Here is a 25,312-nt window from a genome sequence, read left to right as displayed (position 1 = left end):
CAGTGCGGCCATGAACAGTGGGGGGAGCAGCGGAACGGGCACGGGCACGGCCCCGACCCTGGAGGACGTGGCCCGTGCGGCCGGAGTGTCACGGGCGACGGTGTCCCGGGTGGTGAACGGCGTCCGGAACGTCGACCCGGCCATCGCCGAGGCGGTCCGGCGGGCCGTCGCCGCGACCGGGTACCTGCCGAACCGGGCCGCGAGGTCGCTGGTGACGCGGCGCTCCGGCGCGGTGGCGCTGGTGGTCTCGGGCGCCGGGGCGGAAACCTCGCAGGTGTTCCAGGACCCCTTCTTCGGGCGGGTGGTCGGCGGGGTCGTCCGGGCGCTGCGTCCGCGCGGCGTGCACCCCGTGCTGCTGTTCGCCGACTCGGCGCAGGACCGGGCCGAGGTGCTCACCCACCTGATTCGGGGCGGCGCGGACGGCGCGCTGCTCGTCTCGACCCACGGCGACGACCCGCTGCCCGCGATGCTCGCCGAAGCGGGCGTGCCGGCGGTGCTCTTCGCGCGTCCCGCGACGGCCGGCCTGCCGCTGGACAGCGTGGACCTGCGTCACGGCGAGGGCGGTGCGCTGGCCGCCCGGCACCTGCGGGCGCGGGGCCGCGGCCGGCTCGCCGCGATCGGCGGACCCGCGGACGTGGCGGCGAGCCGGGAACGGGTGGCGGGGTTCCGTGAGGCGTCGGGCGGCGGAGCGGTCGGTGGGGTCACCGGCGGTGTCCGGGTCGTGGAGGCCGACTTCACCGTGGAGGGCGGCGAGCGCGCCATGCGCACGCTGCTGGCCGAACAGCCGGACCTGGACGGGGTGTTCGCGGCCAACGACCTGATGGCGCTGGGTGCCTGCCTGGTGCTGCGCGAGCACGGGCGGCGGATCCCGCAGGACGTGGCGGTGATCGGCTTCGACGACTCCAGCGCGGCGAACGCGTCCCGGCCGACACTCACGACGGTGCGGCAGCCGGTGGAGGACATGGCCGCCGAGATGGTCCGTCTGCTGCTGGACCGGGCCCCGGACCGCGCGGAGCCGGAAGTCGTCCTGTTCGACGGGGAACTGGTGATCCGCGACTCGGCCTGACGCCGCCCGCGCCGCCCGCGCCGCCCGCTCCCGTTCGTCCCTGTCACCGGCCGATCGCGGGGTCAGCCTTGTGCCGGCCGGCCCCGCGATCGGGCACCGCTCACCCCCGGCGGCCCGCCGGTCCGCCCCGGACTTCCAGGGCCGTCTGCCAGCCCGGCTGTTCGGTCGGCGGTTCCGGGAGCCTGCGCCGGCCGCCCGCCGTGAAGAACGCGGACAGCGGCAGCGTCGCCGCGCCCACCGTCACCGCGTCCGGGCCGAGGGACCCCAGGTCGATGGTGACGCGGTCCGCGGGGTGTCGCAGGGAGTACCGCGTCGCGTGCTCCCGTACCGACGGGAGGATGTGCGGGCCCAGCAGCAGGCCCGCCCAGCCACCGATCAGGATGCGTTCGGGACGGAAGAGGTTGACGAGGTCCGAGAGGCCCGCGCCCAGGTACTCGGCCGTCTCCTCCAGGACGTCCACGGCCACCGCGTCCCCGGCGAGAGCAGCCGCCAACAGGGCGGACAGGGCCTCCTCCTCGTCCACCGCGTCCATCGCCTCCCCGGCGCCGCCGTCCCGCTCCGCCCACCTGGCCAGCACCGACTCGGCGCCCGTGTAGGCCTCCAGGCAGCCCCGGGCCCCGCACCGGCAGCGCCGCCCGCGCACCGAGACCGTCAGGTGGCCCCACTCCAGTGCGGTGCCCGCGCCGTCGGTGATCAGGCTCGCGCCGACGCCGGAGCCGAAGAGGACGACCACGGCCTCGCGCGCTCCGCGTCCGGCTCCGAACCACATCTCGGCCTGGCCGAGGGTCCGGGCGCCGTTGTCGATGATGTACGGGACCTCCTCGGGCAGGGCCTTGGTCGCGCGCAGCAGCGCCTCCAGCGGCACGGCGTCCCAACCGATGGTCTGACCGTGCACCACCGTTCCGCCCGGGGCGTCCCGGTCCACTATCCCGGGCACGCCCACCCCGACGCCCAGCAGCCGGTCCGTCCCGACCCCGGCCTCGGCGAGCACGGTGGCGATCCCGGTGCGTACGTGGTCCACGATCGGGCCGACGTCGTAGCAGCTGCGCGGCTGCAACGGGAGTTCCGTGCGCGCGAGTTCCGTGAGCGTGAGGTCGAACAGCTCGACACGGACGCGGGTTTCGCCGACGTCGACGCCGATCATGTGGGCGCTGCCCGGCGCGACCCTGAGGAGGGTGCGGGGGCGGCCACCGTCCGAGTCGACGATCCCGGCCTCCTCCAGCAGGCCGTCGGTCACCAGTTCGCCGACGACGTTGCTGACGGATCCGGAGCTCAGCCCCGTGGCCGGGCCCAGTTCCTGACGGCTCATCGGGCCGCCGAAGTACAGCTGCCGGAGTACCACGCTGCGGTTGCCGCGCCGCAGGTCCCGCACTGTTCGTCCGCTACGCCCCGTGGTCATCCGGCCCCTTCCGCAGTGACATCCAGCGCAACATACCCCTGCGCGACCCCTTGACGCGACCCTTTCGCGAGGCTTAACTCACGTCCTAAATTAAGGCCTGGACGGAGCGGGTGCCCACAAGGCGCCGTGCGCACCACCACGAGGCCCCGCACGGCACGGACGACGCCGCACGGTGCCTCACCCCCGCACCACCCGTCATACGCCGTTCACCACTCGCAGGCCTCCTCCCGACCCTCCCGAAAGGGCCAGATCCGCCATGCGCAGAACCAGAGCCGCCGCAGCCGTCGCCGTCACCGCCTCCCTCCTCGCCGCCGCCACCGCCTGCGGCGGCGGCTCCGCGGACGGCGGGGCCGCCGGCAACACCGCCCCCAAGGAGCTCACCTACTGGGCCTCCAACCAGGGCCCCGACATCGCGGCGGACCAGGCGACCCTCGGCCCGGAGCTGAAGAAGTTCGAGCAGCAGACCGGCATCAAGGTCAAGCTGGAGGTGGTCCCCTGGTCCGACCTCCTCAACCGGATCCTCGCGGCCACCGCCTCCGGCCAGGGACCGGACGTGCTCAACATAGGCAACACCTGGTCCTCCTCCCTCCAGGCCACCGGCGCCCTGCTGCCCTGGGACACCAAGAACTTCGACGCCATCGGCGGCAGGGACCGCTTCGTCGACTCGGCCATCGGCTCGGCCGGCGCGACCGGCAAGGACCCGGCGGCCGTCCCCCTGTACTCGATGTCGTACGCGCTCTACTACAACAAGAAGATGTTCAAGGACGCCGGCGTCGAGAAGCCCCCGGCCACCTGGGACGAGATGGTCACGATCGGCCAGAAGCTGTCCAAGGACGGCAAGTGGGCGCTCGGTGCCGAGGGTTCCAACCTGTCGAACAACATCCACCAGGCCTTCGTGTTCTCCAAGCAGCACGGCGCGGAGTTCTTCGACGGCGCGGGCAAGCCCACCTTCGACAGCCCCGGCAACGTCGACGCCGTCAAGCAGTACGTCGACCTGATGGCCAAAGACAAGATCATCGCGCCCGGCAACGCCGAGTACGACAAGAACCAGTCCCTCCAGGACTTCGCCAACGGCAGGACGGCCATGGTGCTGTGGCAGAGCGCCGCCACCAGCTTCAAGGCCAACGGGATGAAGGAGGGGGACTGGGGCGTGGCCCCGGTCCCCGTCCCGGCGGGCGGCGTCCCCGGTGGCGGCAGGAACATCAACTCCATGGTCGCCGGCATCAACATGGCCGTCTTCAAGAACACCGACAACATCGACGGGGCGCTGAAGTTCGTGAAGTTCATGACCGGCGACGAGGAGCAGAAGATCCTCAACAAGACCTACGGGTCCATCCCGCCGGTCAAGGCCTCCCAGACCGACGGCGCGTTCGCCACCGACGACCTGACCGTGCTGCGCAACACCCTGGGCACGAGCGCCGCCCCGCTGCCCCAGGTACCGGAGGAGTCCCAGTTCGAGACCGCCGTCGGCACCGCCGTCAAGGAACTGTTCGCCGAGGCCGCCTCGGGGAACCCGGTGACCACCGAGACGGTCAAGGCGAAACTGACCAAGGCCCAGCAGCAGATGTCGAAGTGAGCACCGCCCGATGACCTCCGTGACCACGGAAGGCGCCGGAAGGCTGCGGCGCACCGCGACCCGGGTGCGCGGCACCGGTCGCGTGCGCCGCGCCGCCCTGCCCTACCTCCTGCTCCTGCCCGCCCTCCTCCTCGAACTGCTCATCCACCTCGTCCCGATGGTGATGGGCATCCTGATGAGCTTCCGGGAACTGACCCAGTTCTTCATCCGGGACTGGTCCCGGGCTCCCTGGACGGGCTTCGACAACTACGACCTCGCCGTCGACGTCAACCGACCGGTCGGAGAGGCCCTGTTGGGCTCCTTCCTCACCACCTGCCTGTTCACCCTGCTCTCCGTGGCCCTGTGCTGGTTCCTCGGCACCGCCGCCGCCGTCTTCATGCAGGAGAACTTCCGCGGCCGAGGGTTCCTGCGCGCCCTGTTCCTGGTGCCGTACGCCCTGCCCGTCTACGCGGCGGTCATCACCTGGGCGTTCATGTTCCAGCGGGACAACGGCCTGGTGAACCACGTCATCCACGACCAACTCGGGCTCGGCGGGGCCGAGCACACCTTCTGGCTGCTCGGTGACAACAGCTTCTGGGCCCTGCTGATCGTCTCCGTGTGGAAGGGCTGGCCGTTCGCTTTCCTGATCGTCATGGCGGCCCTACAGAACGTCCCGAAGGAGCTGTACGAGGCCGCCGCCCTCGACGGCGCCGGCATCTGGCAGCAGATCCGCCGGATCACGCTGCCTTCGGTCGGCGCGGTCAACCAGGTACTGGTCCTCGTGCTGTTCCTGTGGACCTTCAACGACTTCAACACGCCGTTCGTGCTGTTCGGGAAGTCCGCCCCAGAGGCCGCCGACCTGATCTCCATCCACATCTACCAGTCCAGTTTCGTCACCTGGAACTTCGGCACCGGCTCCGCCATGTCCGTCCTGCTGTTGCTCTTCCTGCTGCTGGTCACCGCCGGGTACCTGTTCCTGACCACCCGAGGCCGGAGGGATGCCGATGCCTGACCACCGCCCCCGGGCGCGCACCCGCTCCGCGCTCGACCCGCCCCGGTCCTTCAAGGTGATCCGGGCCGTCTTCCTCACCCTGCTCACCGGCTTCGTGGCACTGCCCGTCTACGTGATGATCACCAGCTCCCTCAAGCCGCCGGCCGACGTCGCGGGCGCCTTCCGGTGGATCCCCGGCGGGCTCACCGTCCGCCCGTACATCGACATCTGGCACACCGTCCCGCTCGCCAAGTACTTCCTGAACTCGCTGATCGTGGCCGGCGCCGCCACCGTCTGCTCCGTCGTCATCGCCGTCTTCGCCGCGTACGCCGTCAGCCGCTACCGCTTCCGCGGCAAGCGCCTGTTCACCGTCACCGTGCTGTCGACCCAGATGTTCCCCGGCATCCTCTTCCTGCTCCCGCTGTTCCTGATCTTCGTGAACATCGGCAACACCACCGGAGTCGCCCTCTACGGCTCCCGCGGCGGGCTGATCCTCACCTACCTGACCTTCTCCCTCCCCTTCTCCATCTGGATGCTCATCGGGTACTTCGACTCGGTGCCCCGCGACCTCGACGAGGCCGCCACCGTCGACGGCTGCGGCCCCCTCGGGGCGCTCTTCCGGGTCGTGGTCCCCGCGGCCGTCCCCGGCATCGTCGCCGTCGCCGTGTACGCCTTCATGACCGCCTGGGGAGAGGTCCTCTTCGCCTCGGTCATGACGAACGACACCACCCGCACCCTGGCCGTCGGACTGCAGGGCTACTCCACGCAGAACGACGTGTACTGGAACCAGATCATGGCCGCCTCGCTCGTCGTCAGCATCCCCGTCGTCGCCGGATTCCTGCTGCTCCAGCGGTACTTGGTGGCCGGACTCACGGCAGGAGCCGTCAAATGACCCTTTCCGAAACCCGCCTCGACACCGTGCACGCCACCGTCCACGGCGCCGTCGACCTCGGCGCGCTGCCCCGCGACTTCGCCTGGGGCACCGCCACCTCCGCCTACCAGATCGAGGGCGCGGTGGCCGACGACGGCCGCTCCCCGTCCATCTGGGACACGTTCTCCCACACCCCCGGGACCATCGACGGCGGCCACCACGGCGACACCGCCTGCGACCACTACCACCGCTGGCGCGACGACATCGCCCTGATGAAGGAACTCGGCACCAACGCCTACCGCTTCTCGGTGGCCTGGCCCCGCGTCGTGCCCGGGGGCGACGGGCCGGTCAACGCCAAGGGCCTGGACTTCTACGACCAACTGGTCGACGGTCTGCTCGCCGCCGGCATCACCCCGTCCGTCACCCTCTACCACTGGGACCTGCCCCAGACCCTCCAGGACCGCGGCGGCTGGCCCGAGCGCTCCACCGCCGAGGCCTTCGCCTCGTACGCGCACGTCGTCGCGGAGCGCCTCGGCGATCGGGTCACCCAGTGGACCACCCTCAACGAGCCGCTCTGCTCGGCGTGGATCGGCCACCTGGAGGGCAAGATGGCCCCCGGTCTCACCGACCTCACCGCCGCCGTCCGGGCCTCCTACCACCTCCTCCTGGGACACGGCCTCGCCACCCGGGCCATCCGCGCCGCCGCCCCCGGCGCGCGGATCGGCATCGTCAACAACCTCTCCACCGTCGAGGCGGCCACCGACAGTGACGCCGACCGGGCCGCCGCCGTACGGATGGACGGACACGTCAACCGCTGGTGGCTCGACCCCGTCCACGGCCGCGGCTTCCCCGCCGACATGCGGGAGGTGTACGGCGTGGACCTCCCCGAACGCCCCGGCGACCTCGACGCCATCGCGGCCCCCCTCGACTGGATCGGCCTGAACTACTACTTCCCGCAGACCGTCGTCGCCGACCCGACCGGACCCGCCCCCCACGCCCGCCAGATCGACCTGCCCGGCGTCCCGCGCACCGGCATGGACTGGGAGGTCGACGCGAGCGGCATCGAGACGCTGCTCATGCGACTGACCGAGGAGTACGGCGCCCGACGCATCCACGTCACCGAGAACGGCTCCTCCTACCCGGACACCGTCGCCCCGGACGGCAGCGTCCACGACCCCGAACGCGCCGCGTACCTGACCGCCCACCTCGCCGCCTGCGCCCGCGCCGCCCGCCGCGGCGCGCCCCTGGCCGGCTACTACGCCTGGTCCCTGCTCGACAACTTCGAATGGGCGTACGGCTACGACAAGCGGTTCGGCCTGGTCCGCGTGGACTACGACACCCAGGAACGCACCGTCAAGACCAGCGGAGCCCACTACGCCGACCTGATCGCCGCCCACCGGGCGCTCTGAGCCCCGGCGGTTTCCCGCGCCGTGCCCGCCCCGCTTCCCGGGGCGGGCACGGCTTTTCGTGATGAGATGCGGAACAGATGATTCCAGCCGCGCGCGGAAAGGTGGGACGCATGTCGTTGAACGTCGAGGCCGAGGGCACCATGCGGGCGATGGTGTACGAGACGTACGGCGGGACGGAGGTGCTCACCGAGACCCGGCTGCCGGTCCCCAAGGTCGGGCCCGGCGAGGTCCTCGTCCGAGTCAGGTGCGCCTCGGTCAACCCGGTCGACTGGAAGATCATGGCGGGCGGCCTCGACGGCCTCATGGACGTGGTGTACCCCGTGATCCCCGGCTGGGACGTGGCCGGGACGGTCGAGTACGTCGGCATCGACACCCCCGAGTTCACCGCGGGCGACGAGGTCATCGCCTACGCCCGCAAGGACTACGTGCACGGCGGCACCTTCGCCGAGTTCGTCACCGTGCCGGTACGGGCCCTCGCGCCGAAGCCCGTCTCGCTCAGCTGGCAGGAGGCGGCCGGACTGCCGCTGGCCGGCCTCACCGCCTACCAACTGCTCACCCGCCTCGACACCGGTGAGGACGACACCGTCCTCATCCACGGCGCGGCCGGCGGCGTCGGCTCCCTCGGCGTCCAGATCGCCCGCGCCCTCGGCGCCCGCGTCATCGGCACGGCCTCCCCGCGCAACCACGACCGGCTCCGCGAGCTGGGCTGCGAACCCGTCGCCTACGGGGACGGCCTCACCGAACGGGTCCGCGAACTGGCCCCGGACGGTGTGAGCGTCGTCGCCGACTTCGTGGGCGGCGTCCTCGACGTCACCAAGGCCGTCCTCGCCCCCGGCGGCCGGCACGCCTCCATCGCCGACCCCGACGTGCTCGGCGCGGACGGCCAGTGGATGTGGGTGCGCCCCGTCGGCGACGACCTCGCCGCCCTGGGCGGGCTCGCCGACACCGGACGGCTCGGCGTCACCGTCGCCAAGACCTTCCCGCTCTCCGAGCTGGCCGCCGCCTTCGAACTCAGCCAGGACGGACACACCGCCGGGAAGATCATCCTGGAGGTCTGACGGCCCCCGATCCGCCCCCCGCGGGCATGACCGCGCGCCGCCCGGTGGTCGACCGGACGGCGCGCGGCACCTGCGGCGCGGTCAGGTCCGCCGATCAGGCATGGACGCCGAAGCGGAAGAGGGAGTAGCCGTACCCCGTGCCGCGCCGGGTCAGCTCCAGCCGCACGTGGCGGCCCGACGCGGCGATGTCGAAGTCGTCGATCCCGCCGTCACCGGACGAAGTGGCGTACGCCGTCCGCCAGGTCTGGCCGTCGTCCGACACCTTCACGGTGTATGCCGTCCCGTACGCGCTCTCCCACACCAACTGCACGTGCTTCAGCTGCCTCACCGACCCCAGATCCACCTGGAGCCACTGCTGATCGGCCCAGGTCGTCGCCCACCGGGTGTCGTCGCGCCCGTCCGTCGCCAACCGGGGTGTGCACGGGCAGCCGCCGTACCCGTCGTTCTGGTAGGTGGAGGCGGTGGTCGGCCGCCCCCGCGCCACGTCCGTGCCGGCCACCGGCGGTGGCACCACGCGGACCGAGCGCTGTTCGACGCCCACGTTGCCCCGCCCGTCCTTCACCTTGACGTACAGCTTCCACACGCCGGTCCCGGCGGGCGCCGTGACCTTCAGGGTGCCGTCGCCCAGGTGAGTGGACGGTGCCGAGACCAGCCCTCCACCGCCGTCCACGTACTTGCCGCCCCACAGCACCTCGTACACGAGCGGATCACCCTCCGGGTCGGTCGCCGGGGCCTGGACCGTCACCTCCTTGCCCGCGGGGACCGCCCCCGGGTCCGCCACCGACGGCACGGCCACGGTGGGCGGCAGGTTGTCGCCCGCCGTGTTGCCGCCGTAGGCCCGCTTGACGGCGTAGTACATGTGCCGGCGCTCCCCGGCGGGGGTCAGGTTGAACCAGTGCCCGCCGAAGTCGTACTCGGTGCCGTAGTGGAAGACCGTCGCGCCCAGCGCCACCCCCCGGTGGCCCGTGACGCAGTTCCACGCACCGGTGTAACCGTCCGCCTTGGCCTTGTCGCCCGGCTCCAGCGGTACGCCGTTCGCGTCGTTCGGCACCTCCCACTCACCGGCGGGACCGGTCTCGGTGATCAGGTACGGCTTGGTGTACCCACCCTGCTCCCACGCCTGCCGGACCCCGCAGACCTCCTTGTAGGAGTTGACCGAGTACAGGTCCAGGTCGGGGGAGTTGCGCTTGTAGTACGTCCAGGCGCCCACCCACGCGTCCGTGGAGGTGACGGGATGGTTGGCGTCGATGCGGTGAATGGCCCTCGCGACGTCGTTGACGAAGGTGGTGTACGCGTTGCGCTGGTTCTCCAACTCGGTTCCGGAGTAGCAGTTCTGCAGACCGAGCACGGACTCGTTCCCGACGTTCCACATCAGCACGGCCGGGTGGTCGCGGTAGGTCTCCACCCAGCGCGAGAACTCGGCGAGCATGGTGTTCTTGTAGCCGGTGTCCGTGACGTAGTTCGTGCAGCCGCCGCTGCCCGGGCCGCCGCCCGGTTGGAGCCAGAACCCGGCGACCACCTTGACGCCGTTGTTCGCGGCCGCGTCGAACAGCGGGCGGCTGCTCGCGTCCGTGCCCCAGGTACGGACGGTGTTGGCGCCCAGCGATCTCACGTCGGGCAGGAGCCGGGCGGCGTCGGCCGGGGACGGGCCCCAGGTGACGCCTTTGACGAGGTACGGCGAACCGTTCACGCTGAGCTGCCAGTTGCCCTGGGTGCCGGTCACCTTGACCACGCTGCCGGCTGCCTGCGCCGGGGCCGCGGGGAGTACGGTGACGGCGCCCGCGAGCAGGGCGGCCGCGGTGAGGGCGCGCATGCGGGAGTGCATGCCTGAGCCTCCTTGGGGGTGGGGGGAGCGGGGGAGGGGACGCGAGGACGCGCCCCTACGGGAGCCGGTAGTCGGGTCCGAGGACGGCGCCCGCCTCGGGGTGCGTCTCGTCGTAGCCGCGCGCGTTGCACTGGAGGCCGCCCTTGACGCAGTGCTCGACGAGGGCGTTCAGGGTCCGGTCGTCCCACGCGTTGAAGAAGTCGTAGTGGAACGTGTGGCCGGCCCCGCTGGAGAGCCTGACCTGCGACATGTTCCCGCTGACGGGGAAGGCCATCTTGAACTCGACCATGGGCAGCGCCACCGGGTGGTCGGCCGGGCAGACGTTGTTGTTGGTACCGGCCTTCACCGTCGGATACGCCATGTGAGCCTTGTGGTCGGGCGTGTCGAGGTACCTGCCGTCCCAGCAACTCGGCGCCTGGAAACGGATGTTGAGCTGGGTGCCGGCCGGGCAGTTCGCGGGGAACTCGACGTTCTTGAAGCTGTCGCCGCACTCCCAGCCCTCGACCCAGCCCTTGTGCGCGCGGAACTCGGCCGCGGTCTGGGTCGGACTGCCGACGAGGAAGCGCAGGCCCTTGGGGAAGGGGCGCACGCTCGTGTGGTCGGTGACCCCCGCCTTGTAGTAGATCACCTGGGGTCCGGTGGGCAGCAGGGCCCGGTCGCCGTTGTACAGCGTCGGCATCCAGTAGCCCGACAGGTCGCCGACCGCGTTGCAGGCCGTGCCGCCCGCGCTCAGCGAGGAGGTGGTGCTGAACGCGTTCGTGGTCGTGTTGCCCATGAAGGTGTGGTCGTGGGAGGCGCCCGGCCGGCCCGCGTAGACGATCGGGTCGTCCGGGGCGGTCCGGGTGACCGCGCAGTTGGCCTGGAACTCGTGGAAGTAGCGCGGGGCCGGCTCCCGGTCGGACGGGGTGACGCCGGTGACCTGCGGAACGGCCGGGATGTAGCCGTCACCGTCGGGGTCGTCGCCGGTGGCGAGGGGGGCGACCGCGGCGTGGTTCATGCCCGCGTGCGCGCCGGCGCCGGAGTCCGGGGTCGCCCGGGCGGTCGGCGCGGAGGCGCCGAGACCGGCTGCGGCGGTCACGGCGAACGCCGCCGAGACCAGGAGTGCGGACAGGGTCCGCGAGCGGATTCTCATCGTGCGGCTCCTTCGGAGTGGATGGGAGAGCGCTCTCTCGAATGGCCCGGAAAACGCGGGGCGGCCGCCGGGCCGCCCCGCGTCCTGCGGGGGTCACGGGTGGATCAGGGGTGGATCAGGGGAACGAGACCACGGTGGAGGGGGTGGTCGACGTACCCGAGGTGGGGGCGCCGGTGTTGTTGATGACGTGCTCGTACTGGCCGTTGCCGCCCAGCGAGACGACGAGCAGGTCGTGGAACCGGACACCGGCCTTCACCGGCGCCTGGAAACCGTGATCCTGACGGATCGTCGGATCCACGTTGTAGTAGCAGTAGCTGCCCAGGCCCCAGCCCTCGTGGGTGTTGACCGAGTCGGCCACCTTGTAGGCGGCGTAGCCCTTGATCGAACCGTTCTGGATCGCGGCCTGGTTCGGGGCGTCGTACGCCTTCTCGTTCTGGAAGAAGATCGTCCGGCCGCGCTCGCCGTTCCACTCCACGTCGTACTTGTTGAAGTGCTCGACGAACAGCCCGGTGGCCAGGACGTCGTCACCGTTCACGCGGAACCCGTAGTCGGAGCGGTTGGTCTCCCAGCCCACCCCGTCGCCGTGGTCGGCCCGCCAGATCCACGTGTGGTCGACGACGGTGTCGTGGTTGTTGATCACCATGCCGGCGGTGGCCCTGCCCGCCCCGGCGCCGCCGACGCGGATGAACACGTCCTGCACGGTCGTCGGGTTGGCGGCGTGGTCCGTGTTCGCGCCGGCCGGGCCGACCTCCAGCAGGGTGGGGGAGTTGACCTGACCCGCGTCGATCAGGAAGCCCGCGAGCCTGACGCCGTCCACGTCGGCGACCTTCATGGCGGTCACCCCGTTGTCCGGGATGATCGTGGCGAGGCCCAGGCCCAGGACGACCGTGTCGGGGCGGTTCACCTGGATGGTCTGGTTCACGTGGTAGACGCCCGGCGTGAAGAGCAGGTGCAGGCCCTGGGCCAGCGCCTGGTTGATCGTGGCGGCGCTCGCGCCCGGCTTGACCACGTAGAACCGGCTCAGCGGGATCGAGGTGCCCTGCGGGGTCCCGTTGCCCCAGGAGGTGCCGCGGGCGTTCACCCGCTTCGCCGGGGCGAACACCTTGTACTCGTTCCCGTCGAGGTACAGGAAGGGCTTCTCCCGCGAGACGGGGGTGGTGTCCAGCGTGGTGTAGCGCGGTTCCGGGAAGCTCTGCGCCGGCGCGCCCTGGGTGCCGGAGAACACCTGGTTCCAGACGGAGTTGGACCAGCCGCCGATGGAGCTGTCGCGGGTGTACCACTGCTGCTGCGAGTAGTTTCCGACCTGGCCGTCGATCCGCGAGTCGGCGATGTAGCCGCCGGAGGCCCAACCGTAGCCGTTGGGGGCCAGGTTGAGTCCGCCCTTGACGTGCATCCGGCGGAACGGCGCGGCCTGGGACACGGCCCAGCGGTCGGTGCCGTTGACCGGGTTCAGCGCCAGGTTCTCCGCCGAACGCCAGAAGTTCTGGGTGGCGTTGCCGCCGAACCAGCCGGCGTCGACGGTGACGTCCCCGTTGATGGTGGTGTCGTCGGGGCTCAGGCCGAGACCCGAGATCGAGGTGTAGAACCCGATCTGGGCGTTGAGGCCGTTGTACGTGCCCGGCTTGAACAGGAACTGGTAGCGGCCGGAGCCGAACTGGGCCGACTCCTGCTGGGCGAAGACCTGGTCCAGCCGGGCCTGGATGTTCGGTGTGGACGGGTCGAAGACGATCACGTTGGGGCCGAGGTCGCCCCCGCCCGGGAGCGTCGGACCGGTACCGCCCGTGCCGTACACCTGGAACTCCCAGAGCGAGTAGCCGTATCCGGTGGCGCGCTGGGTGCCGTACACCCGGACGTAGCGGGCGGTGCCGGTGACGTCGTGGGTCTGGACCCCGCCGGCGGAGGCGGCGGTGGAGTAGGCGGTGGACCAGTTGGTCCCGTCGGTGGACAGTTCGACCCGGTAGGCCTTGGCGTACGCGGCCTCCCAGCGCAGCACGACCTGGCTGATCTGCGCCGGGGCGCCCAGGTCGACCTGTATCCACTGCGGGTCGGCGAACTGGCTGGACCAACGGGTGTCGGTGTTGCCGTCCACGGCCGCGGAGGCCGGGGTGCCGCCGCCCTCCACCGTGGAGGCGGCGGTGGGCCTGCCCTGGGAGAGCAGTGTGGGCGCCGCGCTCGCGGTGGCACCGGGGAGCAGCACGAGGAGGGCCGCGACCAGGGCCGCGGCGAGGGTCGCGACGGTGAGTCTCGGCGGGCGATCGTGGAGCAGGGGCATGCGGGGCACTCCTGACGTCGAGGATCCGGGGGGATCGAAGCGTGAGTGAACTGCCCGGCGGGGGGGCCGTCAAGGGGTTGAGCGTTCATGAAATGAAGATCGAACGGAGTGTCAATTGCGCTTCAGGCCTGTGAACTTGGGGTTTCTTCAATCCTTGTGAAAAGTATTGACGAAAAAAGCCGGCCGCACTCTACTGAGGCTCCTGACCGCTCCGTTCCGCACTGCCCGTCGAGCCCGCCGCGCGGGGAGGGCGGGGCGGGGTGGTCGACCGACCGCGTTCGGACAGTGGGGCCGGCAGGAGGGTGTTCATGCTCGTGCGTTCGTTGGTTGTCGTCGCCGGGAGCCGCCCCGAGCGTCGCGTCGGGGCTCAGGTCAGGGTCGGGACAGCTCCGCCGTCCACCCGCTCGACCGTGACTCCCGGCAGGCCCGCCGTCCAGCGCGCGACGAGCGGGGACAGGTCGGCCGCGGCCGGCGGGTTCGACCCGAGCCCGATCGCGTAGCGGGCCAGGGTGTCACCCGACGCGAACGGGTGGGGCCAGGCGTGGGCGTCCCCGACACCCGCCTCCTCCAGCGCGCCGAGCAACGCACGGAACCGGCCGCGCACGCGGCCCAGTCGATCCTCGAACTCCCCCGCGTCGCCCCGTACGGTGACCACCATCCAGGCGGCGTGCCGTCGGTGCGCCGGCGGTCCGGCCGCGGCGAGCGGGCCGTCCGCGCCGGCCTCCGACGCCTCCCAGGCCGCGTACAGCTCCCGGACCAGCAGGTCGCGCATGCCCGGCCCCACCTGCGTCGTACAGCTGCGGACCGGATCGGACGGGGTGAGCACCGTGACGGGGTCGCGGTCGCTCCCGCCCGGGCCGTGCGCGGACGGGAGCGACCGCGACCCCGCCCCGGACTCCCGCCCCGCCGCCGCGGATCCCGTCGTCCCCAGGGACACCGGCTCGCGCCAGTCCCAGGCCGCCCAGGTCCCGAAGAACTCACGGGACAGCGCGTCGGGAGCCAGGTCGGACGCCGCGCGCACCGTCCGTGCGGCCAGCACCGACCAGGCCAGGCCGGGCAGTCCGCCGAACGGCGCCGAGTCCAGGCCCCGCGCCCGCGCCCAGGTCTTCACCTCGCGGGCCAGCCCCGCGAAGGCCGCCTGCTCCGGGCCCACGAAGTCCCGTACCGCGTCGGCGTCACCGACCGCGCTCAGCGCGATCCGCGCCGCCTCGCCCAGCTCCATCCGTCGGGCCACGGCCCGTGCCGGCTCCATGGCGCCGGTGCAGACCACCACCAGGTCCACGTCCAGTCCGGCCACCCGGAAGCGCAGCCCCGGCACCCGCGCCCCCGGTACCGACCGCAGCCGCTCGGCCTCGGGCAGCGCCGCCGCCACCCGGTCCCGCACCTCCTCGACACGGACCTCGCCGGCCAGGGCCGCCACCAGGTCCAGATCCGCGTCCGGCAACGCGCAGCCCATCCGCCGGGACCCCGCCACGTGCACCACGCCCTCGCCCAACGCCGCCGTGATCCGGGCGAGGACCGCCCCGGGACCGACACCGCCCCGGTCGGCCGACGGGCCGCCCGACGAGTGCGCCGACGGCCCGGCCTCCGGTACCCACGCGACCTCGCCCGTGCCCAGCTCCACCGTCGCCCGGACCTCCATCGGTCCGTCCCCGCGCCGCGACAGCACGGCGAGCGAGTCGACCCGTGCCCGGCGCGTCCCACCGCCGAGGCGGGCGCCGAACTCCGCGACCGCCCGCCGCGGATCGCCGCTGCGCCCCAGTGTCAGGTGCGGGGTGTGGTCCCCGGCGCGGCCCCGGCAGCCGGGGAACCGTGCGGTCAGTGCCCGCCGAAGCTCCTGCCAGGGCGCGGCGCCGTCGGCGGCCGGGTCCAGCCACAGCGTGGCGTCCTCCCGGTGCCCGAAGTCGTGTACGCCCTCCAGGCGGGCCGTGAACGGGGAAGCCTGCGCCGCGACGTGCGCCAGCAGCGGCAGCGCCGCCTCGAACGCCGACTCCGGAACGAAGCCGAAGAGCAGGTTCACGTGCGCCGGCCACCGGTCGACCGCGGGATCGTGGGCGCGCCGAAGGGCGTCCACGGCCGGGTCGGCCGGCGGGAGCCAGGCCACGGCCGTGCGCGCCGTCGCCGCCACGTCCAGGCGCGCCGGCCCCTCGTCCGGCGCCCCGAACCCCAGCGTCGCCTCCACCCCGAAATGGTCCGAGACGAACAGCCCGTCCGGGCCGGGGACGTCGCCCCGCAGCGCCGCCGAGCGCACCACGCCCGGCGACCGCAGCAGGATCCGGTCCAGTCGCGCGGACCGTCCCGAGAGCGAGCCCACCGCCGCCAGGGGGTTCACCGTCGGATCGAAGGTCGGGGTGTCGTCCGCCGCCCCGTGCACCTCGGTCCAGGCGTCCCGGAGTCCGAGCACGGCCGCCGGGCCCTCGGCCCCGGTCCGGCCGTCGTTGAAGTCGCCGACGAGGGCGATCGGGGCGTCGACGGAGCCCAGGCCGTGCGCCAGGAGGGCCAGTTCTTCCGTCCGCCGGTCCGCACCGTGTTCGCTGTGGTCGCTCGTCAGGTGGGTGTTGGCCACGACCAGGGGGCCTGCCGCGGTGTCCACCGTCACGGCGATCACGGCCTTGTGCGGGCGCAGCTCGCGCAGACCCGCCTCCCGAATCGGCAACCGGCTCAGGATCGACAGCCCGCACTCGGCGACGTCCCGGCCGCGCGGGTCGGCGCCCACCGTGTACCGCTCCCGCACCCACGGCTGCGCGAGCAGCATCGTCAGCAGGGCCGGCTCGACCTCCTGGAGCGCGATCACGTCGGCGTCGGCCCGGGCCAGGTCGGCCAGGAGCATCGGCCTGCGCAGCGCGGTGGAAATGCGGGGCGCGTCGTACCGGTCCCACAGCGTGTTCCACGTGACCAGCCGAACGGCGTCCACGCGCGGGGCGTCGGGGTCCGGTTCGGCCGGCCGCCAGGCGCCCTCGCCCGCCGGGTCCCACGCGTGCGGGATCCGCACGGTGAAGAACGGCGCGTCCAGCAGCCGCGGTTCCTCGATCCGACCGGCCCGCGTGCCGTCGATGACGTCCAGGCCGGTGGCCCGGTCCCACACCAACTCGCCGTCCGCCTCGACGAACAGCACCCGGTGCCAGGGGATGTCGCCGCCCGGCACGAACGACGGCAGGGGCACCCGCTTCGGGGCGGCCCCGCGTTGGAGCAGCCCGAGCGTGAACCGCGCCGGATCGAACCGCGGGTCCCAGCGCACCTGGTGGTAGAGCTCCTCGCTGGTGCGCATCAGAGGTCCCCGTCCCGTTCCGCGACGGTACCGGCCGTGTCCTCGACCGTGCCCCCCGCGCCGATGTACCAGGTCCGGTGCGCCCGGCCCGGATACGGCGGGGCGAACCGCCTCAGCTGTGACTCCAGCACCGCCGCCGGCACGGGATGCGGTCGGACCGTGTTGCGCCGCACCAGCTCCGCCTCCTCGACCCACACCACCGCGTGGGTGACCAGAGCGTCCCGGCGGCGCGCGACCGCGTCCGCCAGAGCGCGCTGTCGGTCGTTGAGGGAGGTCGCGTCCCACACCACCGTGCCGCCGGTGCGCGTGGCGGCGGCCAGGGCCAGGCCCAACCGGTCGAGGCCCTCGCGGAGCACGTCCGCGTTGTCCGTCTGGTCGCCGCGCGCACCCCGGCCGGCCCGCAGGTCGTCCAGGCTCACGAACGCGCTCACGCCGGGCAGCGAACCGGCGAAGGTGCTCTTGCCGCTGCCCGAGGGACCGCACAGTTGGACCAGTCGGGGGAACGCCCCGTCGCGCCACCGCCAGGTCGCGGCCACCGCCTCCTCGGCGGTGTGCGCCCTGCCCAGCGCGAACGCCTCCCGCGCCTCGGCCCAGCAGCGGTCCGCCGCGTCCGGGTCCACGCCCGCCACGCCGTCCCGCAGCCCCGACCGCAGCGCCCCCAACGGGTCCGGCCCTAGCAGCCCTGCCTCCTCGGCGCACAGCGCGGACCACTCCACGCACTCCCGGGCGGCCCCGTCCGCCGCGGCCCCGGCCAGCGCGTGCAGCACCCCCAGGTCGGCCGCGGCGGCCAGCCGCACGAGGCCGGCCCGCCGCTCCTCGTCCGGGAACGGCCGTTGCAGCGCCGGGTACAGCCCGACCAGGTCCGCGACCCGCCGGGCCGTCGCCATCCCGAGCGGCCCGGCCGCGAGCCGCGCCCCGAGGGCCGCCCGCCGCTCATCGCGCAGCGCGGCGGCCAGCACCCCGGCCAGCCGCGCCTCGCCGGTGCGCCCGGCCCCGTCCAGGTGGGCGGTCACCTCCGCGACGACCTCCGCCGCCGACGCGCGCGACGTCCCCGAGGGTTCGGCGGGAGGCTCGGCGGGCGCCGTCGACCCGGCCCCGACCGCGTTCCGCAGCGCCTCGATGTCCGGCTCGGAGCCGGACCGGACCGCCCACAACGGGGCCCGCGGCCCGAGTCCGTTCGGTACGACCTGCGCGTGCATCCAGTGCGTGTCGGTCCGCACGTGCCCCACACGGACCCACTTCGCGACGTACCTGCCGAAGTCGGCGCGTGTGAACCCGTCCACCGTGCGGACGACGTAGCCCTCCCGGCGGTTCGTGTCGAGCCGCAGTCGGCGCAGCGCCCGCTCGTCGAAGATCCCGCGCCACAGGACCCTCGGGGTCGGCACGCCGATCCCGTGCAGGAACCGCACGGTGCGGTCCCAGCCCAGGCAGGAATCGCCGTCCCACACGGAGAAGCCGTAGAACCAACTGTCCAGGTCCTCGTAGGCGAGGGAGTGACGTGCGTACAGGTTCTCGCCGCACACCCGCCAACCCGCCGGGATCCCGGCCCCGATCCGGCCCTGCAACGCCTTCACCCACGCCCGCGACGGATGGTGTCCCGAGTCGAGCGAGCGGGCGTGCGACCCGTCGGCGTACAGGGTGGTGTTCTCCCCGTCGAGCTTCTCCGTGACCACCACCTCGCGTCCGGCCAGGGCCGAGAGCCCGCGAGCGCGGACATCGTCCGCGCTCGCCCCGGGGGACCAGGGAAGATGCGCCGTACGGGGGTAGTGCGTGCGCATGGTCCGCTCCTGCTCGACGACGTGGTGCCCGGTCACTCTAGAGAGACGGAGGCGGCCGGATCCACCCGATTTCCCCAGGTGAACGCGGCCCCGTCCGCGTGTGCGGGGCGCCGGCCGCCCGCGCGCCGCGGCCCGTCTCCGGTGCGCCGGAGCCGCCCGTTCAGGGGCGGCGGCCCGCCCAGGCCACGAGCCGGTCGATGGCGGGAGCGTCGGCGTCCACGTCCGTGACGGGACCGAAGGGGATCGGCCCGCCGCGCGCCTCGGCCGGCAGGACCCGTCGCACGAGCGTGAGCGCGCGTTCCACCAGGGACTCGTCCCACACCGGTCGCTGCCCGGTCGCGCGCGCCAGGTCCCAGGTGTGGACGGTGAGTTCGTGGCTGTAGACGAGCGCGCCGGCCGCTCCCGGCAACCTGCCGACAGGAAGCCGGAGTTCGCGCCCGAGGATCCCCGGGTCCGCCCATACGTCGACGGCTTCACGAGCGGCGGCGTCCCAGGCGCCGGCCCACGCCCCGTCGGCCAGTTCGTCGGCGAAGGACGGCACGCTGAAGGGGTCCTCGCCGCGCCCGATCACCGCGATCCGGCGCACGACGGCGACGAGGTGGCTCGACAGCCGCCGGACGTCGAAGTCCTCGCAGGGGGTCGGGGCGTCGTACTGGTCGGCTCGCACGGCGGCGAGGGTGCGTCCGGCGAGGGCGATGGCCGTGGAGAGGTCTTCGCGCGGGTCGGGGGCGTCGGTGGCCGTGTCGGCCGCGGCGACGTCGGTGGAAGGGGTCTGCTCGAACGACGTGGTGTCTGTGGTCATGCACGCCATCCTGGTCACCAAAGTGGCCATCTTGTGGCCTGTTTTTCGAGCACAATGGATCCATGAAGGCTGACCGTCTGGTGGCGATCCTGCTGTTCCTCCAAGAGCGCGGTCGCGTCACCGTCTCCGAAGTGGCAGCGGAGTTGGAGACCTCCGAGCGCACCGCCCGTCGTGACCTCGAGGCGCTGGCCGCGTCCGGCGTGCCCGTCTACTCCCAGCGCGGTCGCGGCGGCGGCTGGTCGCTGGTGGGAGGGGCCCGCACCAACCTCACCGGACTCACCGCCGACGAGACCCGGGCACTCTTCCTCGCCACCGGCCCCCTCGCCGTCACACCGGAACTCCGCACCATGCTGCGCAAGTTGGTCCGGGCCCTGCCCGCCACGCTGCGCGCGGACGCCGAGGCCGCCTCGCGCGCCGGCGTCACGGACACCACCGACTGGTCCCGCAACCCCGCCATGACGGACACCACGCACCGCACGGCGCTCCAGGCCGCCGTCGTGGACGGGATCAGGGTCCGCCTCGGATACGAGGGAGTCGGCAAACCGGCGGGGGTCCGCGAGGTCGAGCCGCTCGGGCTCGTCTCCAAGGCGGGCGCGGAGTACCTGGTGGCCGGCACGGAGCGGGGCCTGCGCACCTTCCGGCTGAGCCGGGTCGTCTCCGTCGAGCCGACGGGCGAGCCGGTCGTCCGGCCGCCCGACTTCGACCTGGCCACGGCGTGGCGCGCGCTCGCCGAGACGATCGAGGGCGGGATGTACGCGGCCACGGCCCGAGCCCGCGTCGAACCGTCCGTCCTGCCCCTCCTCGGCCGGCTGCTCGGCGGCCGACTGCGGGTCGGCGAGCCGCTGCCCGACGGCTGGACCGAGGTGTGGGTCGACGGTCCGGCGCCCCGGGCCATCGCCGCGAGCCTCGCCGGCCTCGGCGGACGCGTGGAGGTGCTCGAACCGCCCGAGGTCCGGCGGACGCTCGCCCGCACCGGCGCCGAACTCACCGCGCTCTACGCCGACGACGCACGGCCCCCGCGAGCCGACGGCGCCGGTGCCGACCCCGAGGACGACAGGCCCCCCGGGCGCCGCGTCGACTGACCGGGCCGCGCAGCGCCGCCCGCGTCCGGCAGCCGCGCGCGCACCCGCCCGAGGAACGTCGAGGACCGCCCGCGCTCAGTACCCGACCGTGAACCTGCGTCCCGCGTGCGCGTCCCGCTCGACCTCGTCCACGAGGGCGACGGCGTAGTCCTCCGTGGAGATCCGGCTCAGGCCCTCGGCGTCCACGATCAGGTCGTCGAGTCCCAACCGGTAGGTCCCCGTGCGTTCGCCCGGCGCGATCAGCGCGGCCGGGCTGAGGCTGGTCCAGTGGACCTCCTCCACCGGCACGGTGAGCAGGAAGTCGAGGGCTTCGCCATGGGCGCGCATGACCGCGAGGACCGGCTCCGGGACGTCCTCCCGGTCCCAGACCTGCCGACCGCCGGCGGTGCGCAGCGACCCCGCCCCGCCGACCGTGACCAGCCGGGGCCTGGACGTCTCGTCCGTGCCCAGCGTCTGCACACCGCCGATCAGGGACCTCGCGGCGGTCACGAGGGCGCCCGCGTCCCCCGCGTCCGGGCCGAAGGCGCTCACCACCACGTCGTGGCCCTCGACGGCCTCGGCCACCGACGACGGGTCGAGGACGTCGCCGCGCGTCACCGCCGCGCCGTCCGGGTCGGGGAGCCGCTCCGGGTCCCGTACGACCGCGGTGACCTGGTGACCGCGGCCGAGTGCCTCGTGCAGCACCCGACCGCCGATGGTGCCGGTCGCGCCGAACAGGGCGATCCTGGCCATGCCCGCTCCCTGGGTTCAGGGGCCCCGTGCGGGCCCGTCCCGCCCATGAAACCGAACCCGTCCGGCCCGGCCCGGAAGCCGGGCCGGGGCCAGTCGGATGACGCGCCGCCGGCGGGGCGACGCGACGGCCCCGCCGACCCCCGGCCCCGCCGACCCCCGGCCCGGCCGAACGGCGCCGGGTCAGTCGGATGCCGCCTGGACCGGTACCGCCGCGGCCAGCCGTCCGCCCGCCGGGAAGTGCAGCCGCTCCAGCCTCGCCGAGTACGGCCACTCGCGGGCCCGGTGGAAGCACAGGTCGCTCGGCAGCGGAACCTCGCGCAGGTCGGCGGCGTACGCCCCGTCGGGCAGCTCCGCCACCGCCGCCGCGAGCAGCGGATCCGCCGAGCCCGCCCACTGCGAGACCGGGGTCGGGCGCGGCCACGGTTCGCCGGTGTTGGGGAACAGCCACTGCGTCTGAGCGCCGATCCGCGAGGCGAAGTCCGTCCCGGTGGCGGCCCGGCGCACCCGTCGGACGAGGTCCAGCAGCAGGTCGGCGGGGGACGCCGCGAGGAGTTTCACCTCGGGGTACCGCCGGAGCGCGGCCGGATCGGCGGGCACGGAGACCGCGTACCCCCACTGCCCGGCCCCGGGGTCGATCCGGATCTGGACGAGTGCGCCGCCCCGCCCGTGGCGCACGTCGGCCAGCGGCCAGTACGTCCCGTCGCCGCCCAGCATCCGGTGGAGTTCGGGATCCACCCCGAAGGCGTCGCCGCCCGGCCGCAGCCACAGCGTGGGCAGGCCGGTGACGGCCACCGAGCCGATCTCGCGGAGCACCACCCGGACGTCCTCGGGAACGGGTACCGGCCAGCCGTCCATGACGGAGTCCGCGCTGCCCGTCTCGAGTGAGACGTACGAGGGGAACTCCTCGGCCAGGGCGCGCAGTTCCGCGACCGCGCGGTGCGGGGCGTCCTCGGGCGACGCGTGCCGCCGCACCGGACGGCCCAGGAAGTCCCCGCTCACCACACTGCACAGGAGCAGCGCCCTGCCGTCGCCCACCAGCCGGATCCGCACCTCGCTGCCGCTGGTGTCGGCGGTGCCGTGGAGGGTGGAGAAGTACGGTTCCCAGCCCACCCCGCAGGGGTACTCGGGCAGGGTCCGCAGGTCGACCAGGTCGGTGAGCGGCTCCCCGCGCCCCACGAGGGCGGCGAGTTCGGTGTCCGGGCCCTCCGCCACCGCGACGCTGGGGACGGCCCTCACGAACGCCTCGGGCGCGGGTCGCTCGGCGTCCTGCGCGAGCCGCTCGGCGAAGCCGGCCAGCCACCGCACGAACTCCGGTGCCTCGACGGTGATCTCCGGGTCGTCGGCCCGGTACGGGAACGCCGCCGGCACCGGACCCCAGTCGCCGGTGCCGGCCCCCACGATCAGCGAACCCTCCCCGTAGTCCAGGTCCCCCAGGGTCCAATGGCCGTCGGTGAACACCTGGCGGCCACGCGGCCCGAAGACGAACTCGCTCTCCCCGGTCCGCACCCCGCCGATCTCCCGCAGCACGATCCGCAGCGCCTCGGGCACCTCGACCGGCCAGGCGTCCATCGCGGAGTCGGTGAACCCGTCGAGGACCTCCACCTCGCCCGTCCGCTCCCGCGCCAGTTCCCGCAACGCGCCGACCACCGTCGCCGAGTCGGTCATGCCCCACACTCCCCGTGTCGTCCACCCGTCGGCCCGGTGCCCGACGACGTGGTCACGAGGCCATGCGCCCGCACTGTCATCAGCGGCACAGGGCCACGATGGACGGCGACACCGTCCCCTTGGCCGCCGCGCACAGCGGCGCCATGTCGTACGAGCGCCCCGGCGCGGGCCGGGCCCCGGGCCGTACGGCCTCCCGTCCGCGGGGTTTGGCGGCGGGTGCGCGGTGCACCGGGCGGGCCGGCGCGGCGTTCCGCGGCACCCGCACCGTGCGTCGCGCCGGGGCGGCCGGCCCGGGGGCCGTCCGCGGGGGCGCGGCCCGCCCGGGGTCGGCCGGCGGCGGCGAAGGGGCCGCGACCGGCGTCGAGCCGGCGGGCGCGGCCGGCTCGGGGGCGGTGGGAGCGGCCCGCAACGGCCAGGCCTCCACGGCCGGTTGCGGGGGAGCGGGGGCCGCGGCGGACACCGGCGGGGGAGCCGTCCCGGTGGTTCCCGTCGGCCGCACCGTCACGCACCCGGCGGTCAACGCGAGCGCGAGCACGACGAGGGCCAGGGGCAGGGGCGGAATCCGGCACGGCTGCATCCGCCCACCCTGCCGTACCCGAGCCCCGTCCATCGCCCGCCGTCACACGGACGGGTGAGCGGGCCGCGCGGACCGGCGGGGGCCGCTCAAGCCCCGCAGGTGACGGCGTCGCGCGGCGTGTAGCGGGTCTTCATCGTCTCGCGCCCGACCTCCTGGCCGCCCTTCACGAAGATCCGGTCGACGGCCACGTCGAAGCCCTCCAGCGGGGACTGGGTCTCGCACTTGGGGCCGCTGCCGGTGCGGGAGGCCGGCGCCTTGATGTTGGTGCGCGGACCCTTGACCGCCTTGACCTCGTCGTACTTCCCGGTGCCGAGGAAGGTGACGGTGACCGAGGTGTCGGTGGCCGTCGCCTGGATGTACAGGGCCCGACCCGTGTCATTGGCGAAGCGCAGGTCCAGGCTGCCCCAGGCGACGGTGGCCTCGCGGCCCTCGGGGTAGCGCTCGATGTAGAAGGAGTGCGCCCCGTATTCGAGGGGTTTGACGCCTGCGAAGAACATCGCGTTGAAGACGGTGGTGGCCACGGCCGAGACCCCGCCGCCCGCGGCCTTCTCGTACACGCCATTGTTGATCATGAGGCCGTCGACGAAGCCGTTCTCCTTCGTCCGTTCGCCGACCCGCCGGTTGAAGCTCCACGTCTCGTCGGGCAGCACCACCGAACCGTTGATCAGCTCGGCGGCCCGGCCTATGTTCGTGGTCCGGTACGGGGCCCGCTCGAACGGGACGGTGAAGGTGGACACCTGCTCCGTGATGCCGAGTTCGCGCACCGACTCCCGCGTGAGCCGCGGCCGGACCGGCTCGGTGGCGACCTCGCCGGTGCGGGCGGCGGCCCCGGCTCCGGTCAGCAGCGGCAACACGGCCCTGCCCAGCGTCTCCTCGGTGACCTGACGGCCCGGTTTGCCGTCCTCGACGACGGTGATCCGACCGCCGTCCACCCGGAGCTTCGCCTCGACGGGGCCCCGGGTGGCCTGCCGCAGCGGACCGCCGAGGGCCGGAGCGGCGAGCAGTGCCTTCGCGTCCAGGCGGGGGGTCAGTCGGCCCCGGCCGTCGTCCTTCAGCGTCAGGTGCCTGCCGAGAAGGGTCGGGGACACCGAAATGCGCCGGCCCTCGACGGCGAGGGTGACCGGCGCCGACATGGCCGGTCGGGCGAACTCCTTCAGCGCGCGGTCCGTTTCCTGTCGGCCGACGCGCGGTTCGGTCGTGCGGACCGGCAGTTCCACGGGCTTGCCGGCGGACGTGGGGTACGCGGCGCGCAGCGCCTCCAGGGACCGGTCGGTGTCCACGGCGATGCCCGTGACCGGGGCGACCGGCTCGGCCCTGCCCTTCTCGAAGGTGACGGAGCCCTCGCGGGCCGCGCGCCCGCTCTTCTCGCCGACCCGGTCGAGGGCGGCGCGAGCCGTCTTCTCGTCGAGGTCGACCACCGCCCGCACGTCGGGGTCGCCCGAGGCGAAGAGGCGTCCGATCGCGGTCAACGGGTCCGAGCCGGAGCGCGCCGCGCGCTCGACGGTCGCGGCGGTGTCCAGGGAGAGGCCGAGGGCGCCCGGGGCGAGGCGTTCGGAGCGGTCCCCGACGCGCAGGACGACCGGTGCCCCGGCGTCCGGGCCGAGTTCACGGTCCAGGGCCCGCCGGGCCTCGGCCCGGCTCATTCCGCCCAGCTCGACGCCGCGCACCTTCGTGCCCGCGGCGATGTCGCTCCCGGTCAGGAGGAGTCCGGCGGCGTACAGGCCGCCGAAGCCGAGTACCGCGACGCCACCCGCGACACCCGCGACGACCGGTGCGGTCCACCGCTTCCCGTCGGCCGTTCCGGTGTCGGTACGGGAAGCGCGTCGCATG

At 73.4% G+C, this 25,312-nt stretch carries 18 protein-coding genes; 7 read left to right on the top strand and 11 right to left on the bottom strand.

Annotation, left to right across the window (positions count from 1 at the left end; translation table 11 throughout):
* Positions 1-10 precede the first annotated feature (10 nt).
* Positions 11-1,066 carry a LacI family DNA-binding transcriptional regulator gene (locus tag ACQEVM_RS21130; RefSeq protein ID WP_433081316.1) on the top strand — a complete coding sequence of 352 codons (1,056 nt, stop codon included), beginning with the start codon at positions 11-13 and terminating at the stop codon, positions 1,064-1,066.
* A 100-nt stretch (positions 1,067-1,166) separates the two neighbouring features.
* Here ACQEVM_RS21130 and ACQEVM_RS21125 read toward each other — a convergent pair whose 3' ends face one another.
* Positions 1,167-2,465: an ROK family transcriptional regulator gene (locus ACQEVM_RS21125; RefSeq protein WP_433081314.1), complete on the bottom strand. Its 1,299-nt coding sequence runs from the start codon at positions 2,463-2,465 to the stop codon at positions 1,167-1,169.
* A gap of 256 nt (positions 2,466-2,721) precedes the next feature.
* On the opposite strand from ACQEVM_RS21125, the gene ACQEVM_RS21120 reads away from it, so the two are divergent.
* From ACQEVM_RS21120 to ACQEVM_RS21100, 5 genes are all read left to right on the top strand, one after another.
* Entirely contained in the window at positions 2,722-4,041 is a 1,320-nt protein-coding gene (locus tag ACQEVM_RS21120) for an ABC transporter substrate-binding protein (protein WP_433081312.1), read from the top strand.
* Between the two features lie 10 nt (positions 4,042-4,051).
* On the top strand, positions 4,052-5,032 hold the full coding sequence (locus ACQEVM_RS21115) for a carbohydrate ABC transporter permease (RefSeq protein ID WP_433081310.1): 981 nt from the start codon (positions 4,052-4,054) through the stop codon (positions 5,030-5,032).
* Positions 5,019-5,903, top strand: a complete 885-nt coding sequence (locus tag ACQEVM_RS21110; protein WP_433081308.1) for a carbohydrate ABC transporter permease — start codon at positions 5,019-5,021, stop codon at positions 5,901-5,903. Before ACQEVM_RS21115 ends, ACQEVM_RS21110 begins: the two co-directional genes overlap by 14 nt.
* Positions 5,900-7,291, top strand: coding sequence for a GH1 family beta-glucosidase (locus tag ACQEVM_RS21105; RefSeq protein WP_433081306.1), 1,392 nt, complete (start codon positions 5,900-5,902; stop codon positions 7,289-7,291). Before ACQEVM_RS21110 ends, ACQEVM_RS21105 begins: the two co-directional genes overlap by 4 nt.
* 140 nt (positions 7,292-7,431) lie before the next feature.
* The gene (locus tag ACQEVM_RS21100; RefSeq protein ID WP_433085288.1) at positions 7,432-8,349 is read left to right on the top strand and encodes an NADP-dependent oxidoreductase; all 918 of its coding nucleotides are present in this window, start codon (positions 7,432-7,434) and stop codon (positions 8,347-8,349) included.
* 94 nt (positions 8,350-8,443) lie between these two features.
* Here ACQEVM_RS21100 and ACQEVM_RS21095 read toward each other — a convergent pair whose 3' ends face one another.
* From ACQEVM_RS21095 to ACQEVM_RS21070, 6 genes are all read right to left on the bottom strand, one after another.
* Positions 8,444-10,174 carry a discoidin domain-containing protein gene (locus ACQEVM_RS21095; protein WP_433081304.1) on the bottom strand — a complete coding sequence of 577 codons (1,731 nt, stop codon included), beginning with the start codon at positions 10,172-10,174 and terminating at the stop codon, positions 8,444-8,446.
* A gap of 55 nt (positions 10,175-10,229) precedes the next feature.
* Positions 10,230-11,306 carry a DUF1996 domain-containing protein gene (locus tag ACQEVM_RS21090; RefSeq protein ID WP_433081302.1) on the bottom strand — a complete coding sequence of 359 codons (1,077 nt, stop codon included), beginning with the start codon at positions 11,304-11,306 and terminating at the stop codon, positions 10,230-10,232.
* Positions 11,307-11,421: 115 nt separating this feature from the next.
* On the bottom strand, positions 11,422-13,578 hold the full coding sequence (locus ACQEVM_RS21085; protein WP_433081300.1) for a discoidin domain-containing protein: 2,157 nt from the start codon (positions 13,576-13,578) through the stop codon (positions 11,422-11,424).
* Between the two features lie 367 nt (positions 13,579-13,945).
* Positions 13,946-16,846: a poly(A) polymerase gene (locus tag ACQEVM_RS21080; protein WP_433081298.1), complete on the bottom strand. Its 2,901-nt coding sequence runs from the start codon at positions 16,844-16,846 to the stop codon at positions 13,946-13,948.
* Positions 16,846-18,624, bottom strand: a complete 1,779-nt coding sequence (locus ACQEVM_RS21075) for an RNA ligase family protein (RefSeq protein WP_433081296.1) — start codon at positions 18,622-18,624, stop codon at positions 16,846-16,848. The genes ACQEVM_RS21080 and ACQEVM_RS21075 overlap by 1 nt, the downstream gene beginning before the upstream one ends.
* A 160-nt stretch (positions 18,625-18,784) precedes the next feature.
* The gene (locus tag ACQEVM_RS21070) at positions 18,785-19,426 is read right to left on the bottom strand and encodes a TIGR03086 family metal-binding protein (RefSeq protein ID WP_433081294.1); all 642 of its coding nucleotides are present in this window, start codon (positions 19,424-19,426) and stop codon (positions 18,785-18,787) included.
* Positions 19,427-19,488: 62 nt separating this feature from the next.
* Here ACQEVM_RS21070 and ACQEVM_RS21065 point away from each other — a divergent pair, with 62 nt between their 5' ends.
* Positions 19,489-20,508, top strand: a complete 1,020-nt coding sequence (locus tag ACQEVM_RS21065; protein WP_433081292.1) for a helix-turn-helix transcriptional regulator — start codon at positions 19,489-19,491, stop codon at positions 20,506-20,508.
* A 75-nt stretch (positions 20,509-20,583) separates the two neighbouring features.
* Here the strand turns inward: ACQEVM_RS21065 and ACQEVM_RS21060 are convergent, their stop codons facing one another.
* From ACQEVM_RS21060 to ACQEVM_RS21045, 4 genes are all read right to left on the bottom strand, one after another.
* Positions 20,584-21,240 (bottom strand): NAD(P)-dependent oxidoreductase, encoded by a 657-nt coding sequence (locus ACQEVM_RS21060; RefSeq protein ID WP_433081290.1) that lies wholly within the window; start codon positions 21,238-21,240, stop codon positions 20,584-20,586.
* Positions 21,241-21,420: 180 nt separating this feature from the next.
* A complete protein-coding gene (locus ACQEVM_RS21055) occupies positions 21,421-22,905 on the bottom strand; it encodes a hypothetical protein (RefSeq protein WP_433081288.1) in 1,485 nt (494 codons plus the stop codon).
* A gap of 79 nt (positions 22,906-22,984) precedes the next feature.
* On the bottom strand, positions 22,985-23,482 hold the full coding sequence (locus ACQEVM_RS21050; RefSeq protein WP_433081286.1) for a hypothetical protein: 498 nt from the start codon (positions 23,480-23,482) through the stop codon (positions 22,985-22,987).
* Positions 23,483-23,568: 86 nt separating this feature from the next.
* Positions 23,569-25,311 (bottom strand): VanW family protein, encoded by a 1,743-nt coding sequence (locus ACQEVM_RS21045; RefSeq protein WP_433081284.1) that lies wholly within the window; start codon positions 25,309-25,311, stop codon positions 23,569-23,571.
* Position 25,312: the final 1 nt, after the last annotated feature.

It is taken from the genome of Streptomyces sp. CA-243310 (genome assembly GCF_050936775.1).
Lineage (GTDB): Bacteria > Actinomycetota > Actinomycetes > Streptomycetales > Streptomycetaceae > Streptomyces.
The sequence above is the reverse complement of the archived record's forward strand: the minus strand, read 5'-3'. Positions and strand labels throughout refer to the sequence as shown.